Raw genomic sequence first — 15,759 nt, 5'->3', positions numbered from 1 at the left:
GGCTCCCTGGCCGAGCTTGCGAGGCGAGGGTGGAGGTGGGGATTAGTTGGAGGGGAAGTTGTAGGAGGCGCCGGAGGCGTGGGTGGGTTCGGGCCAGCGGGAGGTGATGACTTTGCCGCGGGTGTAGAAGGAGACGCCTTCGGGGCCGTAGATGTGTTTGTCGCCGAAGAGGGAGTTCTTCCAGCCACCGAAGGAGTGGTAGGCCACGGGGACGGGCAGCGGCACGTTGATGCCGACCATGCCTACGGTCACGGAGCGCTGGAACTTGCGGGCGTTCGCACCCGAGGAGGTGAAGATCGCCGTCCCGTTGCCGTACGGGTTTGAGTTGATCAGTCGGATGCCTTCGTCCAAGTCCGCGACACGGACCACCACCAGGACCGGGCCGAAGATTTCCTCGGTGTACGCGGTCATTTCGGCCGTGACGTGGTCGATCACGGTAGGCCCAACCCAGAAACCGTCTTCGTGGCCGGGGACCACCAGGTCGCGGCCGTCCACCACCATCGCGGCGCCGGCGGTTTCGGCTTCGGTGACGATCTTGACGATGCGTTCCTTGGAGGCCGGGGTGATGACTGGGCCCATCTCGGCGTCGGGCTCGGTGCCGTTCTTGACCTTCACGGCCAGGGCGCGTTCCTCGACCTTCTTCACGATCAGATCCGCAGCGTCCCCCACAGCAACGGCCACAGAGATGGCCATGCAGCGCTCCCCCGCGGAACCGAAAGCAGCAGCAGCGAGGTGGTCGGCGGCGTTGTCCAGGTCCGCGTCGGGCATCACGATGGCGTGGTTCTTCGCCCCACCCAAGGCCTGGACCCTTTTGCCGTGCTTGGTGGCGGTCTCATGGACATACTGGGCGATCGGAGTGGACCCGACAAAGCTAATCCCGTCCACGTCCGGGTGGGTCAGCAGCCCATCGACTGTTTCCTTGCCGCCGTGCAGGACCTGGAACACGCCATCGGGCAGGCCGGCCCGCTTCCACAGCTGGGCCAGCAGCATCGAGGCGGACGGGTCACGCTCGGAAGGCTTGAGGATGAACGCGTTGCCGGTGGCGATGGCCATCGGGGCCATCCACAACGGCACCATGACCGGGAAGTTGAACGGCGTGATACCTGCCACCACGCCCAGCGGTTCGCGGAAGGAGAAGACGTCAATGCCGGTGGAGACCTGGTCGGAGTAGTCGCCCTTGAGCAGCTGCGGGATGCCACAGGCGAACTCGATGACTTCCAGGCCACGGCCGATCTCACCCTTCGCGTCGGAAAGGACCTTGCCGTGCTCGGCGGTGATCAGCTCGGCGAGTTCGTCCACGTGCGCTGCGACGAGTTCACGGAACTTGAACAACACCGCGGTGCGCTTGGCCAGGGAAATATCGCCCCACGACCCGGCAGCCTTCTTCGCAGCAGCAACGGTGGTGTTCAGGTCTGCCTCGTTGGCCAGACGCAGTTCAGCGGAGATCTGGCCGGTCGCCGGGTTGTACACCGGCCGGGTACTGGTCCCCTCGCCTGCGGACTCGGCGCCGTTGATGAAGTGGTTGATGGTGAGCGTCAACGTTTAAGTGCTCATGGCAAAGTCCCTTTGGAAGCTGAATAGGTAGAGGTAAGGAGGAATCAGGGAACGGGAACGAACCCGAGTTTTTTGTCCACAACGTTCTGCAGTGGTTCTCCCCGGCTGAACCGCCAGAGGTTTTCGACGAACAGCTTCCCAAGATCGTCGAGGTAGTCCTCGGTGTCGCCGCTCATGTGTGGAGTGAGGATGACATTGTTCATGCTCCATAGCGGGTGTTCAGGCGGCAGTGGTTCCGGGTGCACCACGTCGAGCGCGGCCCCGGCAATGGATCCCGAGCGCAGTGCGTCCACCAGGGCATCAGTCTGAACCAACTCTCCGCGCCCCACATTGATGAGATGTGCTGTGGGCTTCATGGCGGAAAGGACGTTGGCGTCCACCAAATACTTGGTGTCTTCGGTCAGCGGTGCGGCCAGTACAACGTAGTCAAAGTCGCGGACAATCACGGCCAGATCCCGGGAGGAGTGGATCTCATCAAAGTACTCATCCCCTGGTCGGCTGCTGCGTCCGGCACCGCTGACGCGCAGGCCCACGGCACGGAACAGGGCCGCGATCTCCTGTCCGATTGACCCTGTCCCGACCACCAGCACCCGCTGGCCTTGGATCTTCCGGGTGACCCGGTGCTTCCAACGCCGGGCCTGCTGGAGCCTCAGCGAGTCCTGGGAATCCTTGGCGATGTCCAAGACAAATCCAAGCGTAAATTCGGCGATTGAACGGCTCAGGACACCACGCGAGTTCGTGTATACAACGTCGCTGTTAATCAGATCATCGAAGAGGAGTTGGCTGACGCCGGCCGCTGAAACGTGGACCCATTTCAGTGATGAGGCCGCAGCCCAGTTCTCACGCAGTGCAGGCGAGAAGGAATGCCATTGGTACAGCACATCCGCACCGTCCATTGCTTCAGCGAGGCCGTCTGCCGTGGTCAGGCGCACGTCAGCCAATTCCTCGATCTCGTCCAATCCGGGCGGCAGAGCCTCCCGATACAGGAGTGCGACAACCGGCCGCTTGCGTTCGGCTATCGTCATGACGACGCCGTTGCCGGCTTTCCGGCCGGGCTCGCATCCAGCGAGACAACAGCCCTCAAGACATCGATGGCAGCCAGCACGGCGGCAGTGAATTCCGAGGTCGACGAGGGTCCTCCGACGTCGCGGGTGCCCAGGCCCTCGCGCAGCACTGATTCGAAGGCCAGCTGCAGGTGCTCGGCAGCTTCCGGGTGGCCCAGGTGCTGGAGCATCATTGCTCCGGACCAGATCTGGCCTACCGGGTTGGCCAGTCCTTTGCCTGCGATGTCCGGGGCTGATCCGTGGACGGGTTCGAAGAGGGACGGGAAGTCACCTTCCGGGTTCAGGTTGGCGCTGGGGGCTACGCCGATGGAACCGGTAACGGAGCTGCCGAGGTCGGAGAGGATGTCGCCCAGCAGGTTGGAGGCGACAATGACGTCGAAGGTCCAGGGTTTCAAAACCAAGTGGGCAGCCAGCGCGTCCACCAGTTCGCTCGAGAGCGTCACGTGAGGGTACAGGCGGGTGGTTTCTTCCACTACTTCGTCCCAGAACGGCATGGTGTGGATGATGCCGTTGCTCTTGGTGGCCGAGGTCAGGTGACCCTTCCGGGTTGATGCCAACGATGCTGCGTAGTGTGCGGCACGCGATACTCCCAGACGGGTGAAGATGGTTTCTTGGACGGCTGTCTCATGGGGCAACCCGCGATAGGCGCGGCCGCCGACCTCCGAGTACTCCCCTTCGTTGTTTTCACGCACGATGAGGATATCTATCGGTTCCTTGTTTGCCAGGGGTGACTTCACGCCGTCGAGCGTTTTCACCGGGCGGAGGTTGATGTATTGCTGGAATTCGCGGCGAATGGGAATCAACAGGCCCCACAAGGATTCAGCGTCCGGAACTTCCGGTGAGCCGACGGCGCCCAGGAAGATCGCGTCATGCTGCGACAGCTGTTCCAGCCCGTCATTGGGCATCATTCGCCCGTGCTCGCCGTAGTAGTCCGAGCCCCAGCCGAAGTGGGTGAACTCAAGGTTGATGGAGTGGAGCTGCGCGATCCGTTCGAGGCATTCAATGGCTGCGGGAACAACTTCTTTTCCGATTCCGTCGCCCGCGATAACTGCGATCTTATGGGTCGTCATGATGCATTCCGTTCTGAGGTGGCATTGAGTTGCTGCCAGCGGGTGGCGGGTTCGGCCAATTTGATGATGGTGCTTTTGGGTTCGGTCATCTCGCGTACCGCGTGTTTGACGCCTTCGCGGCCCACCCCGGATTTCTTGAAGCCGCCGAAGGGCATTGAGTCAATCCGTACATCGCTGGTCTCGTTGATCACCACGGCACCCACGTGCAACTTGTCGGCTATGGCCAGGGCCAGCTCGATCGACTCCGTGAATACGCCGGCTTGGAGCCCGTAATCGGAGTCGTTGGCGGCACGGATGGCATCGGCGATCTGGATGAACGGCAAGATACTGACCACGGGGCCAAACACTTCCTCGCGGATGACCAGGGCGTCTGGGGGCACGTCCGTGAGCACTGTTGGCTGGTAGAACGCGCCGTGTCGCTGGCCACCCACATGGACCGTTCCGCCAGCGCTTTTGGCCTTCTCCACCCATTCCTCCACCCGGCGGGCCTCGGCTTCAGTGATCATCGGCCCGACGTCCGTGGCGCGATCGAACTTAGCCCCGACACGAAGCGTCCGGGTTCCAGCGACCACCTTTTCAAGGACTTGATCGAACAGGGAGATGTGAACGTAGACCCGTTGCACGGACAGGCAGTTTTGGCCTGCCACTCCGAAAGCGCCGGCCACTACCGCCTCGGCAGCGGCGTTTGCGTCTGCGTCCGCGCAGACGATCGTTGCATTGTTGCCGCCGAGCTCGGAAAGGATCTTCTTTGCTCCCGCGGCGGCAGCGATACGGTAGGCAGTCTTCGGTCCACCCGTGAAAGAGATGAGGTCCACCTGAGGGTCGGTCACGATCGCTTCTGAGACGCCCGGCCCCGAGACGATTGCGGCAAGGCGACCTGCGGGGACGCCCGCTTCCAACAACAGTTGGATCAGGGCAAGGCCGGTGAGTGGCGTTCGGCCTGAGGGTTTAAGCACGACGCCGTTGCCCCCGATCAGTGCCGGGCCCAGCTTGTGTGCCACGAGATTGAGCGGATCATTGAAGGGGGTGATGGCCGCGATGATTCCCACTGGCTTGCGGTTGTACCAGCCGATCTTATTCGCCCCGACGATACTGTCTTCAAACGCGAGCGTCTCTCCGACGAGTTCGCTGGACGCCGCAGCGGATAGTCGCAACGTCTCTATGCACCGGCGCACTTCACGCTCAGCCTCGTTGATGGTCTTGCTGCTTTCTGCGGCGATGATCTCCGCGAACCGCACGCTCTGGCCCGTAAGCAGCAGTGCAGCACGTTCCAGGGCCTCCCGGCGGTCCCGGAGAACCCAATCATCTTCCTGGAGGTGGCGATGAATGAAGGCAACCGCACGGCGCACATCCTGAGGGGAAGAAGAACACACAGCGCCCAGCAGGACGCCGTCTTCGGGATCCCGGACTTCAAGGATCCTGTCAACCGTTTCCCAACGGCCTTCCAGGAAGGCACCGCCAGGCAGGGCGGCAATACTTGCCCGCCTGTAGGCAGTCTCCTGCCCTGATTTTGGGCGCGCTGCAGCGTCTTTGGTTGATGAACTCATGGAAACCTTTTCCTGCTACTTGATCCGGTCGATGACTTTTGCCGCTGCGCCGATGAAGGGCAGGAACCACGGCGGGCCGAAGTGGCCCGGCACTGGCGGGTTCTTCAGGTCTTCCCACACATTCGCCTGCTTGTCCCCTGCCATGTAGTGGGCCATCCTCTTGCCCATGTGTGCGGCCATCTGTACACCATGGCCGCTGTAGCAGAGCGAGTAAAACAGTCCGTCATGAACGCCGGCGTGCACCATCTGGTCCATGGACAGGTCCACCAGGCCACCCCAGATGTAATCCACCTTGGCGTTGGACAGGTATGGGAAGAGCTCAGTCATGGCGCTATGCAGGATCTCGCCACTCTTGACATCCGATTCCGGATTGGACATGGCGAACCGCGCCCGGCCACCGAAGAGCAGCCGGTTGTCAGGGGTAATCCGGAAGTAGTACGTCAGCATCTTGCTGTCCGAAGCCTGTCGCCTGTTCGGGAGAATTCGATTCACCACTTCTTCGGGCAAGGGTTCGGTGACGATGATGAAGCTGCCCACCGGAATCACGCGGCGCTGAAGCCAGGGAGTGACGTTGCCGGTGTAGCCGCTGGTGGCAACCAGGACCTGTTTGGCCCGGGTTATTCCCCGGGTGGTGTGGACGTCATGCACGGTGCCCGAAACCTTCTTCAGCTCAGTGACGCTTGCGTTCTCGCAGATGTCAGCTCCATGGTCAGCGGCCACTTTTGCCAGCCCGTGAACGAACTTCCCCACGTGCAGGCCCGCCCCCAGGGGGTCCATCATTGCACCCTGGTAAAAGTCTGTTCCGATTTCGCTGTGGATCTCGGACTTAGGGATGACATTTACGTGGTGATCCACAAGGTTGGCGAGCAGCTCCTGGGACTTCAGGAAGCCGTCGTAGTGTGACTTGTGGAACGCGAGGGAGAGTTTGCCGAAACGTTTGTAGTCGCAGTCGATGCCGTTGTCGTGCACCAGCTTCTCGATGGTTTCGATGGCGTCGTTGTATTCCCTGAACATCTCAACGGCTCGTGGGGCCCCGTACCGTTTGACTGCCGTGCTGAAGCCAATGGCCAAGCCAGTGGTAGCCATGCCCCCATTACGGCCCGACGCGCCCCAACCAACGGTATGGCGCTCGAAAACGGCCACGCTGGCGCCTTGCTTGGCGAATTCAAGTGCTGCGGATAGACCGGTAAAGCCGGCACCAATGATCGCAACATCAACGTTTTCCGGGACCGGAGTGCGGCGGTAATCGCCGGATGGCTCAGCAGTATCGAGCCAGTAGGGAACAAGTTTCACGGGTTTGCCTTTCGCCTCGTAGTCGGTTTAGAGACCGAGGTGCTTGTTGATCTCGTCCAGGGATTTAGCGGTGTCGAGGTCGTAGCCGTCGCCAATGGGGTCATAGCCGCGGTCCAGCATCCAGAGGTTCCGGAAGCCCATGTCGTGCATGGGATGCATGTCGTAGCGCGTGTGGGAAGAGATGTGCAGGAAGTCCTCCGGCTTGGCGTTCAGGGTGTCCAGCATGTACTCGAAGGCCTGGTAGCGCGGCTTGTACGCCTGGGCTTGCTCGGCGGTGAGGACGGAGTGGAAGTCTGCGCCGAGCTTGGGGATGCTGATGTCCAGGAAGCTGGTGTCCGCGTTGGACAGAGCCACCAGCTGGTAGTTGTCGCCCATGACCTTGAGCGGGGCCGGCACGTCCTCGTGGGCAACCCAGCCGCGTACAGCGTCAGCGAACTCTGCGCCGGCGCCCTCGGTCGGCCCAATGCCCCATCGCTTGCACACCCGGTCAAAGGAATCCTGCAGGATCTCCTCGTAAGGCTTGTAATCGCCAAGCACCTCGTCGAAGCGGTATCCGCGGAACTGCTTCTTAAACACAGGCCACTGCTCTTCGGAAATACGACCATCGAGCAGCCGCCGGGTGGTGGGATCGATGTCGAAGTTGATCAGGGTGCCGTAGATATCAAAAGAGATGTACTTGGGCCGGAAGTTGGTGTCTGCCATGGGATTCCGTTCTTTTGGGGAGATGGAAGCGGGCTGGCCCCGCACTATTGGGGTATCAGGTGAAGCGAAATGAACCGCAAAAATCCTGCTGGGCGAGCGAAAGATCGTCGCCGGATGTCTCGACTCTAGGCCGCTGGATTGTCAATTGTCAACAGTTTGAATGCGCAGATTAGAACGATTCTCATACACTCGATTGTTGAAAAAAGTTTCCGTCAATTGTTGACAATCTACTATTGAAGGGGTTGCATTGCATTAGATGACGGAGAGATCCGGATCACAGTGCAACTGAAAACTTCTCCCTCCCCAGTGACCGACTCCCTCGAAGGGAACCACCATGAAGATTCGCACCAAGGCGCAAACCGCCGCCGCAGGACTTGCAATACTCCTTGCATTGAGCGCATGTGGCGGCACCGCCACTAGCGACTCTGCAGACAACAGCAAGACTGCCGACACCACAGACATTTCCGAGGGCGTCCAGCCTGATTCGGCTGCCGTGGCCCTGTTGCCGCAGTCGATCAAGGACAAGGGCGAGCTCACGGTCGCCATGGACCTGCACTACCCGCCCACCACCTTCCTCGCGGAAGACAATACGACCGCGATTGGCCTCAATCCCGACATCGCCAGGCTCATTGCGAGGAAGCTTGACCTGAAGCTGAAATTCGTGGACACGAAGTTCGACACTATTGTTCCTGGGCTTGATGGCGGTCGCTTCGACTTCACTGCCACCACCATGTCCAAGACGGAAGAACGACTGAAAGTCCTGGACATGATCGACTACTTCAAGGCCGGCAACTCCGTGGCCGTGCCCAAAGGCAACCCGCTCAAGCTCACCGTGGAAACCCTGTGCGGTAAGAACATCGCCGTCACCCAAGGGTCAACAGGCCAGCTTAAGCGCCTCCCCGCTCTGAGCGAACAGAGCTGCACGTCAAAGGGACAGCCGGCCATCAATGGCGTGACGTTGCCCAACGTCCAGGACGCCCTGACCCAGCTGCACTCCAAGCGCATTGACGGAATCCTGTACGACACAACTGCACTTGCGTGGGCTGAGAAACAGCAGCCCGGATCCTTCGAGCTGGTGGGCCGCGTTGATGTGGGGGCCAGCGACCTGACCGCAATCGGTTTGAAGAAGGGCTCACCCTTGACGCCGGCCTTCCAGACGGCGCTCCAGTCCGTTCTTCAGACCCCGGAGTACAAAGAGTCCCTCGACAACTGGGGCCTCGAGTCCGGAGCCATTACCGACGCCAAATTGAACTAGTGGGTCTTCCGATGAAGCAAGTGACTATGGATAGAAGCAAAGTGATGAACGGGTTGGATTCGGCGTTGAAGCCGCGGCTGAAGCGGCGCAGCACTTTTGAGTACGTTTCCTGGGTTGTCTGCATCCTGGTCGGTATCGGCGTCCTTAGCTCGGTCGCGACGAACCCGAACTTCAAATGGGACGTCGTGGCGAAGTACTTCACGCACGAATCGATCCTGCGCGGGTTGATGCTCACCATCTTCCTCACGGTGGCCAGCATGGCCCTGGGCACTCTCCTCGGACTGGGCCTGGCCATCATGCGGGCCTCCACCATCAAACCCATAGCCGCCGTCGCCGGGGTCTACATCACGATCTTCCGCGGCACCCCGGTCCTGGTCCAATTGATTTTCTGGTTCAACCTCTCCGCCCTGTACCCGAATCTGTCCATCGGCATCCCCTTCACCGACATCGGCACCGCGATCGACACCAACGCCCTCATGGGCCCCATCACCGCAGCCCTGGTGGGCTTGACCCTGAACGAAGCAGCCTACATGGCCGAAATCATCCGCGGCGGATTCTCCTCAGTAGGCAAAGGCCAAATCGAAGCCGCCGACTCCCTGGGCATGAGCGGTGCCATGAAAATGCGCAAAGTCATCATCCCCCAAGCCATGCCCTCGATCATCCCCGCCACCGGCAACCAAGTCATCGGCATGTTCAAAGGCACTTCCCTGGTCTCCGTCCTGGGCGTAGCCGAACTCCTCCAAAGCGCCCAACTCATCTACGCCCGCACCTACGAAACCATCCCCCTGCTCATCGTCGCCAGCCTCTGGTACCTCGTCATGACCATGCTCCTGAGCTACCCCCAATCCAAGCTCGAACAAAAGTACTCCCACACCTCCGCCCGGGTCCCCCGCAAAGCCCGCAAAGTGACACTCACCGCACCGGAAGGCATCGCACGATGAACGCTGACGGCACCATCCACGCCCAAAAGATCAGGAAGTCCTTCGGACCCAAAACAGTCCTCAAGGACGTCGACCTGACCATCGCCAGCGGAGAAATCTGCTGCATCATCGGCCCCTCCGGCTCCGGCAAATCCACCCTCCTGCGCTGCATCAACGGCCTCGAAACCGTGGACTCCGGCATCCTGAAAGTCAACGGCGAAGACTTCGGCTACTACGAAACCGACACCGCTTACCACGCACTACCACCCAAAAAATTAGCCCAACAGCGCACCCGCGTAGGCATGGTCTTCCAGTCCTTCAACCTCTTCCCCAACATGACCGCTCGCGAAAACGTCATGGCCGGCCCCGTCTTGGTCAAACGTGCCGACAAAAAGCAATCAGCCAAACAAGCCCAGGAACTCCTCACCAGCGTCGGCCTCGGCGCTTTCGGTGACCGCTACCCCGCCGAACTATCCGGCGGACAACAACAACGCGTCGCCATCGCCCGATCCCTGGCCATGAACCCCGAAATCATCCTCTTCGACGAACCCACCTCCGCCCTGGACCCCGGAAAAGTCGGCGAAGTCCTCAACGTCATGCAAGACCTCGCCAAAAAAGGCATGACCATGGTGGTCGTCACCCACGAAATGGGCTTCGCCCGCGAAGTAGCCGACTCCCTGATCTTCATGGACGAAGGCAACGTCGTAGAACGCGGCGACGCCCGCGAAGTCCTCACCAACCCCAAAGAACCCCGCACCCAAGCCTTCCTCAAGCAGGTCCTCTAACCATGGACGGGAAACTCGCAGTCATTGGCTTGGGCAGCATCGGCAGCATGGCCCTCTGGCAAGCCTCACGCCTTACCGACTCCGTCGTGGGATTCGAAGCCCACTCTCCTGCCCACGGGCGCAGTGCAGCAGGTGGCGACACCCGGCTTTTCCGCATGATCTACCGCGGCAACCCTGCCTACTACCCCATACTGGAACGCTCGCGCGAACTCTGGGCAGAACTCGAAGCGGAGACCGGACAAGACATCCTCACCCGATGTGGGGGACTCTCCATCGGCACCAGCGACGGACCATACATCCGCAGCTTGCTCGAGACCACGCGAATGACCGGAGGCACCCACCAGATACTTAGCCGTGAGGAAATGGCCTCCCGCTACCCCCAACACAACCTCCGTGCTGATGACATCGCCGTCTACGATCCCAAGGCGGGCGCCCTTCGTACAGATCGTGCCATCACCGCGGCCGTCACCGCAGCTGAGGCCAACGGCGCAACAGTGAACACCAACACTCCAATTGACAGCATTACTGAAACCGACAATGGCGTCGTTATCACCTCCGGCGCAAATTCCTGGACCTTTGAACGAGTCATTGTCGCCTCCGGGGCATGGTCCAAACAGCTCATGCCCGAATATCTCAAGGCCCACACCGAAACCAGAAGGATCTTCCTCTCATGGTTCGTCGCACGTGACGCAGAACAATTCTCGCCGGAGCAGTTTCCGATCTTCATCAGGATTTCCGGTGATCGCTCCATGTATGGCGCACCCGCCGTGGACGGCGTGACCGTCAAAGCCACCCTTGATGGTCGTGGCGCACCGACCCCCGAGGCCGATTCAGTACCCCGCGACCTCACCAAAGCCGAGATCGCCGAAACCACGGAAACAGTTTCAGAGTTCTTCCCCGGTTTGATTCCAAGCGTCGTGCGCTCCGATGCGTTTCCGGATCTCTTTACCTCCGACTCGCAGCCGCTGATGGGCTTCCTCAACGAGTCCAGCCACATCTACTCCGCCACCGGGTTCTCAGGCGCCGGCTTCAAAATGGCATCCGGCTACGGGGAAATTGCCGCCAACGAAGCACTGGGCAAACGCTGGTTCGACGGTTTGGACTTCCTTCGGCCACAGAGGTTCCAAGAGACCTGACGAGTTCCGCCTCGTCGTGGGAATATCTCAGCCAATCGCGTATTGTTGACAATCTACAGTTCCTAAGAAAGTATGAAGCCATGGCAACACTTAGCCCTATCCTGAAGCAAGCCACCCCGGTGGTTGTTGACCATGCGGCCGGTAGCTGGATCCACGCGACCGACGGCAAGAAATACCTGGACTTCACCACCGGGATTGGTGTGACCAGCACCGGTCACTGCCACCCCGATGTTGTGGCCGCAGCCCGTGAACAGGTGGGAAAAATTGTTCACGCCCAATACACCACCGTGATGCACAAGCCGCTACTGGAACTCACCGAACTCCTTGGCGATATATTGCCGCAAGGTTTAGACAGCGTCTTTTACGCCACGTCGGGCTCTGAAGCAGTAGAAGCCTCCATCCGCCTGGCCCGTATGGCCACCGGGCGGCCCAACATCATCTCCTTCCAAGGAGGGTTCCACGGCCGGACAGTTGCCGCGGCATCCCTCACAACGGCCGGCACCAAGTTCCGCTCCGGATTCTCCCCCATCATGGGTGGGGTTCATGTTTCCCCGTTCCCGCATTGGTACCGGTACGGCTGGGACGAAGCTACCGCCGTCGAATTCGCCTTGAAAGAACTGGACCACCTCCTGCTGACTATCAGCGCCCCGAGCGATACTGCCGGTTTCATCATCGAACCCGTGCTTGGTGACGGCGGCTACATCCCGACGCCCGTTGCCTTCCTCCAGGGACTGCGTGAACGAGCAGATAAACACGGCATCGTGCTGATCCTTGATGAGGTCCAAGCCGGGGTGGGCCGCACCGGTAAGTTCTGGGGTCACGACTGGGCCGGAATCACGCCGGACGTCGTCATTACCGCCAAGGGCCTCGCCAGCGGCTTCCCCATCTCGGCAATCGCCGCCTCAGCAGAGCTGATGGGCAAAGCCTGGCCTGGCTCCCAGGGGGGAACCTACGGTGGAAACGCTGTAGCCGCAGCCGCCGGCGTCGCCACTCTTGGCGTCATCCAGCGCGAAAACCTCGTGGAGAACGCGCTTCTTCGCGGCGACGAACTGCGGACGGGCCTGGAGGCGCTGCAAACCGAGTTCGCCGGAATTGGCAATGTCCGGGGCCGGGGACTGATGCAGGGCGTCGAATTCACGGCCACTGACAAGACCCCGGACGCGACCACTGCTTTGGCCGTCCAACAGGCCGCCATCAAGGAAGAGCTCCTGCTCCTCACCTGTGGGCCGCACGGTAACGTCATCCGCCTCATCCCCGCGTTGAACGTCACAAGCGACGAAATCCAAGCCGGCCTGACCCGGTTCACGCAGGCACTCAAAGCGGCCACTTCCTAACCTTACGATCACTGAAAGAGCCACCATGACCACCTCCTTTGATCCCACAACCCTGCAGACAAATCTCTTCATCAATGGCGTGTGGCAGAGCGCTGCAAACGGCGCCACTTTTGCTGTGGAGAATCCCGCTACGAACGAAGTCATTGCGCACGTCGCCGATGGCAGCCCTGAAGACGCAGCCTTGGCTATCGAGGCTGCAGGACAGGCACAGGCAACGTGGGGTAAGTCCACTCCCCGAGAGCGCGCAGACATCCTCCGCCGCGCTTATGACCTGGTCCTTGCGAACACCGACCGGTTGGCATTCATCATGACGGCCGAGATGGGCAAGCCCCTCGCCGAAGCAAGGGGCGAAGTGGCCTATGGTGCTGAGATGCTCCGCTGGTTCTCGGAGGAAGCAGTCCGGATCGGCGGCGACAATGCCACCTCCGTGGATGGCAATACCCGCATCCTCATCACCAAGGAACCTGTGGGACCTTCCGTGCTGGTGACTCCCTGGAACTTCCCACTCGCCATGGGTGCACGAAAGATTGCGCCGGCAGTCGCCGCGGGATGCACCATGGTCTTCAAACCGGCGGAGTTGACGCCACTCACGTCGTTGGCGCTCGTTGCCATCTTCAAGGAAGCGGGACTTCCCGACGGCGTGCTGAACGTCGTGACGACGTCGAACGCTTCCAGCGTCGTCAGAACTTGGACGGACAGCGGGATCGCACGCAAGATCAGCTTCACCGGCTCCACCGAAGTGGGGAAGATTCTCCTGCGGCAGGCCGCGGACAATGTCATGCGGTCCTCCATGGAGCTCGGCGGCAACGCCCCTTTCATCGTCCTGGCCGACGCGGACATCGAGAAGGCCGTCGATGGCGCCATGAAGGCAAAAATGCGGAACATGGGCGAGGCCTGCACAGCTGCCAACCGCTTCTTCGTGCACCGCTCCGTGGTGGACGAATTTGGCGAGAAGTTCTCCAAAAGGATGTCAGAATTGCAGGTGGGAAACGGCGCTTTGACCGGCACCGACGTCGGGCCCCTCATCGAGCAGAAAGGCTTGGAGAAGGTCGAAAGCCTCGTTGCAGACGCCGTTTCCAAGGGCGCAAGGGTCCTGACCGGCGGAAGCCGTCCGGAAGGTCCGGGATACTTCTACTCCCCCACGGTGCTGGTGGATGTGTCCACGGATGCCACCCTGATGGCCACGGAAATCTTCGGTCCGGTTGCTGCGATCACTCCGTTCGACAGCGAGGACGAAGTACTTCGCCTGGCCAACGATACTGAATGGGGCCTGGTGGGGTACGTATTCACTGAGAGCATGGAAAAGGCCCTGCGGTTCTCCGCGGAACTGGAAGTCGGAATGGTTGGCCTGAACACCGGGCTGGTTTCCAACCCGGCGGCACCGTTCGGCGGCGTCAAGCAGTCCGGGCTGGGCCGTGAGGGCGGAAAAATCGGAATTGAAGAATTCCTGGAGTATAAGTACACAGCAATCGCGGTCTAATAGATTCAACTTGCCGAAGCATGAAATGAGGGGATGTCAATGGCGGCACCGGAGGGAATGTTCGTATTGGAGGGCCGGCCCACGGCGCAGCTGATCGCTGATCAATTGCGTGAGCTGATAGTCCAGGGAGCCTTCAGCCCTGGACAGCAGGTCAACGAGTCAGCGTTAGCCAGCCAGCTTAGTACGTCCAGGGGCCCGCTCCGCGAAGCACTGCAGCGGCTGTGCCAGGAAGGCATCCTGGTGAGCAAGCGCAACCGTGGCGTTTTCGTGCTGGAGCTCTCCACGGAGGATGTCAGGGAGATCTACGCAGTTCGCGAGGCAGTGGAACTTGCCGCCGCAACCACCCTCCTGGATTCCGAGCCGGACCAGGTCACTGACACCTGCCGGGAACTCAAAGGCATCATCCGCAGTATGGCCAAACAGGTCGCGGCGTCGGACTGGCAGGCTATCGCCCGGCTGGATATGCAGTTTCATACCGCGTTTGTGTCCGGAACCGGGAATACACGCCTGATCCGGATCTACGAGACCCTTGCTGCCGAGTCCAGGATGTGTATCCTCAGCCTGGAGGTGGCATATCCCCGCATCGATGCACTCGTGCAGGAACACCAGATGATCCTGGACCTGCTCGAAGCACGTGATCGGAGCGGTCTTCAGGAAGCCATCAAGGGACACATGCAGAAGGCCGTGGAGGACCTTACGTCCAAACCGGAAGTCACCGGCATCACCGCTTAGGCACGTTTTTGATTCGCACAAAGGAAGGGCCCGGTCGTACCGGGCCCTTCCTTTGTCTGCTATATCGCCACTGCTAGTTCGTGGGGACGTCAGTCACGACCCACATTTTCCGCAGCGTCTCGTGGATGGTCCATGTTCCCGTCCAACCGGCCGGCGTCACGAACAACGTGCCAGGACCAACCTCAAAGCTGCTTCCATCTTCTTCGGTGATGGTTCCTTTGCCACTGAGGATCTGGCAGATCTCGTCGTATCCCGGACGTGTGCTCTGAAATACTCCCCGCGTGACCTCCCAGATGCCCGTCTTGTGCCCGTCCCTGGCCCACAGGCGGAACGAGACTTCTGTCTGACCGGGTGTGCTGCTTGTTGCTTTGGGGATGTGTTCCCCGGGGTTGGCGGTGAATGCATCGTTCATAACAGTGGCCTTGACCATTACTGCTCCTTCTGGGCCTGAGGCCCCAAGTAAATGTGCCCGCCGTCTTTGGAAAGGCACATACTCCATTCTAGCAATTGTCAACAATCGACGATAGGCTTTCATGGAAACAGCCAAAGGACGGACACTTCGCCTAAGGCGCAGTCCACTCACCTAGGAGAACGCGCCAAATGAACGTAGACCGGAAAAACGTGACGGTGAGCACCGCCACCTCTTCCAGCGCGAGGAGCCGGCAGGCGTCCCTGTGGAACTCCCTGAACCGCGGAGACAGGGTCACAGTGACTTTGCGTGGGTATGAATACCACAGCGGTTCGGTGGACGATCGCACTGCTGATGGCCGCACAATCTGGGTAGTAGACCGCATTGGCGATCGCAGGCTCATCCATATCGACGACGAAACCGAACTATTCATCGCACCCGGAAGCTGACCCCGATCCGAAGGTGTGGCCCACGGCCA

General features: G+C 60.5%; 15 protein-coding genes. 8 read left to right on the top strand and 7 right to left on the bottom strand.

Annotated features, from left to right (window positions below; translation table 11 throughout):
• Nucleotides 1-42: 42 nt before the first annotated feature.
• From J3D46_RS15800 to J3D46_RS15775, 6 genes are read right to left on the bottom strand one after another with little or no spacing between them, the layout of a single operon-like run.
• Entirely contained in the window at nucleotides 43-1,539 is a 1,497-nt protein-coding gene (locus J3D46_RS15800; protein ID WP_256491443.1) for a CoA-acylating methylmalonate-semialdehyde dehydrogenase, read from the bottom strand.
• Nucleotides 1,540-1,598: 59 nt separating this feature from the next.
• Nucleotides 1,599-2,579, bottom strand: coding sequence for a D-2-hydroxyacid dehydrogenase (locus tag J3D46_RS15795; RefSeq protein ID WP_253468141.1), 981 nt, complete (start codon nucleotides 2,577-2,579; stop codon nucleotides 1,599-1,601).
• On the bottom strand, nucleotides 2,576-3,688 hold the full coding sequence (locus tag J3D46_RS15790; RefSeq protein WP_253468140.1) for a tartrate dehydrogenase: 1,113 nt from the start codon (nucleotides 3,686-3,688) through the stop codon (nucleotides 2,576-2,578). Before J3D46_RS15790 ends, J3D46_RS15795 begins: the two co-directional genes overlap by 4 nt.
• Nucleotides 3,685-5,235, bottom strand: coding sequence for an aldehyde dehydrogenase family protein (locus J3D46_RS15785; protein WP_253468139.1), 1,551 nt, complete (start codon nucleotides 5,233-5,235; stop codon nucleotides 3,685-3,687). Before J3D46_RS15785 ends, J3D46_RS15790 begins: the two co-directional genes overlap by 4 nt.
• Before the next feature lie 15 nt (nucleotides 5,236-5,250).
• Complete coding sequence (locus J3D46_RS15780; RefSeq protein ID WP_253468138.1) at nucleotides 5,251-6,528, bottom strand: FAD-binding oxidoreductase; 1,278 nt, start codon at nucleotides 6,526-6,528, stop codon at nucleotides 5,251-5,253.
• A 27-nt stretch (nucleotides 6,529-6,555) separates the two neighbouring features.
• A complete protein-coding gene (locus tag J3D46_RS15775; protein ID WP_253468137.1) occupies nucleotides 6,556-7,230 on the bottom strand; it encodes a haloacid dehalogenase type II in 675 nt (224 codons plus the stop codon).
• 334 nt (nucleotides 7,231-7,564) lie between these two features.
• Here J3D46_RS15775 and J3D46_RS15770 point away from each other — a divergent pair, with 334 nt between their 5' ends.
• The 7 genes from J3D46_RS15770 to J3D46_RS15740 all read left to right on the top strand — a co-directional run bounded on the left by J3D46_RS15770 (nucleotide 7,565) and on the right by J3D46_RS15740 (nucleotide 14,872).
• On the top strand, nucleotides 7,565-8,485 hold the full coding sequence (locus J3D46_RS15770) for an ABC transporter substrate-binding protein (protein WP_253468136.1): 921 nt from the start codon (nucleotides 7,565-7,567) through the stop codon (nucleotides 8,483-8,485).
• 26 nt (nucleotides 8,486-8,511) lie between these two features.
• Nucleotides 8,512-9,426, top strand: a complete 915-nt coding sequence (locus tag J3D46_RS15765; protein WP_253468135.1) for an amino acid ABC transporter permease — start codon at nucleotides 8,512-8,514, stop codon at nucleotides 9,424-9,426.
• Complete coding sequence (locus J3D46_RS15760; protein WP_253468134.1) at nucleotides 9,423-10,190, top strand: amino acid ABC transporter ATP-binding protein; 768 nt, start codon at nucleotides 9,423-9,425, stop codon at nucleotides 10,188-10,190. The genes J3D46_RS15765 and J3D46_RS15760 overlap by 4 nt, the downstream gene beginning before the upstream one ends.
• 2 nt (nucleotides 10,191-10,192) lie before the next feature.
• Entirely contained in the window at nucleotides 10,193-11,326 is a 1,134-nt protein-coding gene (gene solA, locus J3D46_RS15755; RefSeq protein WP_253468133.1) for an N-methyl-L-tryptophan oxidase, read from the top strand.
• A gap of 80 nt (nucleotides 11,327-11,406) precedes the next feature.
• Nucleotides 11,407-12,660, top strand: a complete 1,254-nt coding sequence (locus tag J3D46_RS15750) for an aspartate aminotransferase family protein (RefSeq protein WP_253468132.1) — start codon at nucleotides 11,407-11,409, stop codon at nucleotides 12,658-12,660.
• Between the two features lie 25 nt (nucleotides 12,661-12,685).
• Nucleotides 12,686-14,140 (top strand): NAD-dependent succinate-semialdehyde dehydrogenase, encoded by a 1,455-nt coding sequence (locus tag J3D46_RS15745; protein ID WP_253468131.1) that lies wholly within the window; start codon nucleotides 12,686-12,688, stop codon nucleotides 14,138-14,140.
• A 39-nt stretch (nucleotides 14,141-14,179) separates the two neighbouring features.
• Nucleotides 14,180-14,872, top strand: coding sequence for a GntR family transcriptional regulator (locus J3D46_RS15740; protein ID WP_253468130.1), 693 nt, complete (start codon nucleotides 14,180-14,182; stop codon nucleotides 14,870-14,872).
• 73 nt (nucleotides 14,873-14,945) lie between these two features.
• Here J3D46_RS15740 and J3D46_RS15735 read toward each other — a convergent pair whose 3' ends face one another.
• Nucleotides 14,946-15,302 carry a cupin domain-containing protein gene (locus tag J3D46_RS15735; RefSeq protein ID WP_253468129.1) on the bottom strand — a complete coding sequence of 119 codons (357 nt, stop codon included), beginning with the start codon at nucleotides 15,300-15,302 and terminating at the stop codon, nucleotides 14,946-14,948.
• A 170-nt stretch (nucleotides 15,303-15,472) separates the two neighbouring features.
• On the opposite strand from J3D46_RS15735, the gene J3D46_RS15730 reads away from it, so the two are divergent.
• Nucleotides 15,473-15,730 (top strand): hypothetical protein, encoded by a 258-nt coding sequence (locus J3D46_RS15730; RefSeq protein WP_253468128.1) that lies wholly within the window; start codon nucleotides 15,473-15,475, stop codon nucleotides 15,728-15,730.
• Nucleotides 15,731-15,759 lie beyond the last annotated feature (29 nt).

The organism is Paenarthrobacter sp. A20 (genome assembly GCF_024168825.1).
Lineage (GTDB): Bacteria > Actinomycetota > Actinomycetes > Actinomycetales > Micrococcaceae > Arthrobacter.
Note: the sequence above shows the minus strand (reverse complement) of the source record. Positions and strands in the feature narration are given on the sequence as shown.

Bases quoted from the DNA above. Each gene is read 5' to 3' on its own strand.
- J3D46_RS15795 (WP_253468141.1), bottom strand. From the start codon at position 2,579: ATGACGATAGCCGAACGCAAGCGGCCGGTTGTCGCACTCCTGTATCGG.
- J3D46_RS15790 (WP_253468140.1), bottom strand. From the start codon at position 3,688: ATGACGACCCATAAGATCGCAGTTATCGCGGGCGACGGAATCGGAAAA.
- J3D46_RS15785 (WP_253468139.1), bottom strand. From the start codon at position 5,235: ATGAGTTCATCAACCAAAGACGCTGCAGCGCGCCCAAAATCAGGGCAG.
- J3D46_RS15775 (WP_253468137.1), bottom strand. From the start codon at position 7,230: ATGGCAGACACCAACTTCCGGCCCAAGTACATCTCTTTTGATATCTAC.
- J3D46_RS15770 (WP_253468136.1), top strand. From the start codon at position 7,565: ATGAAGATTCGCACCAAGGCGCAAACCGCCGCCGCAGGACTTGCAATA.
- J3D46_RS15765 (WP_253468135.1), top strand. From the start codon at position 8,512: ATGGATAGAAGCAAAGTGATGAACGGGTTGGATTCGGCGTTGAAGCCG.
- J3D46_RS15760 (WP_253468134.1), top strand. From the start codon at position 9,423: ATGAACGCTGACGGCACCATCCACGCCCAAAAGATCAGGAAGTCCTTC.
- solA (WP_253468133.1), top strand. From the start codon at position 10,193: ATGGACGGGAAACTCGCAGTCATTGGCTTGGGCAGCATCGGCAGCATG.
- J3D46_RS15750 (WP_253468132.1), top strand. From the start codon at position 11,407: ATGGCAACACTTAGCCCTATCCTGAAGCAAGCCACCCCGGTGGTTGTT.
- J3D46_RS15745 (WP_253468131.1), top strand. From the start codon at position 12,686: ATGACCACCTCCTTTGATCCCACAACCCTGCAGACAAATCTCTTCATC.
- J3D46_RS15740 (WP_253468130.1), top strand. From the start codon at position 14,180: ATGGCGGCACCGGAGGGAATGTTCGTATTGGAGGGCCGGCCCACGGCG.
- J3D46_RS15735 (WP_253468129.1), bottom strand. From the start codon at position 15,302: ATGGTCAAGGCCACTGTTATGAACGATGCATTCACCGCCAACCCCGGG.
- J3D46_RS15730 (WP_253468128.1), top strand. From the start codon at position 15,473: ATGAACGTAGACCGGAAAAACGTGACGGTGAGCACCGCCACCTCTTCC.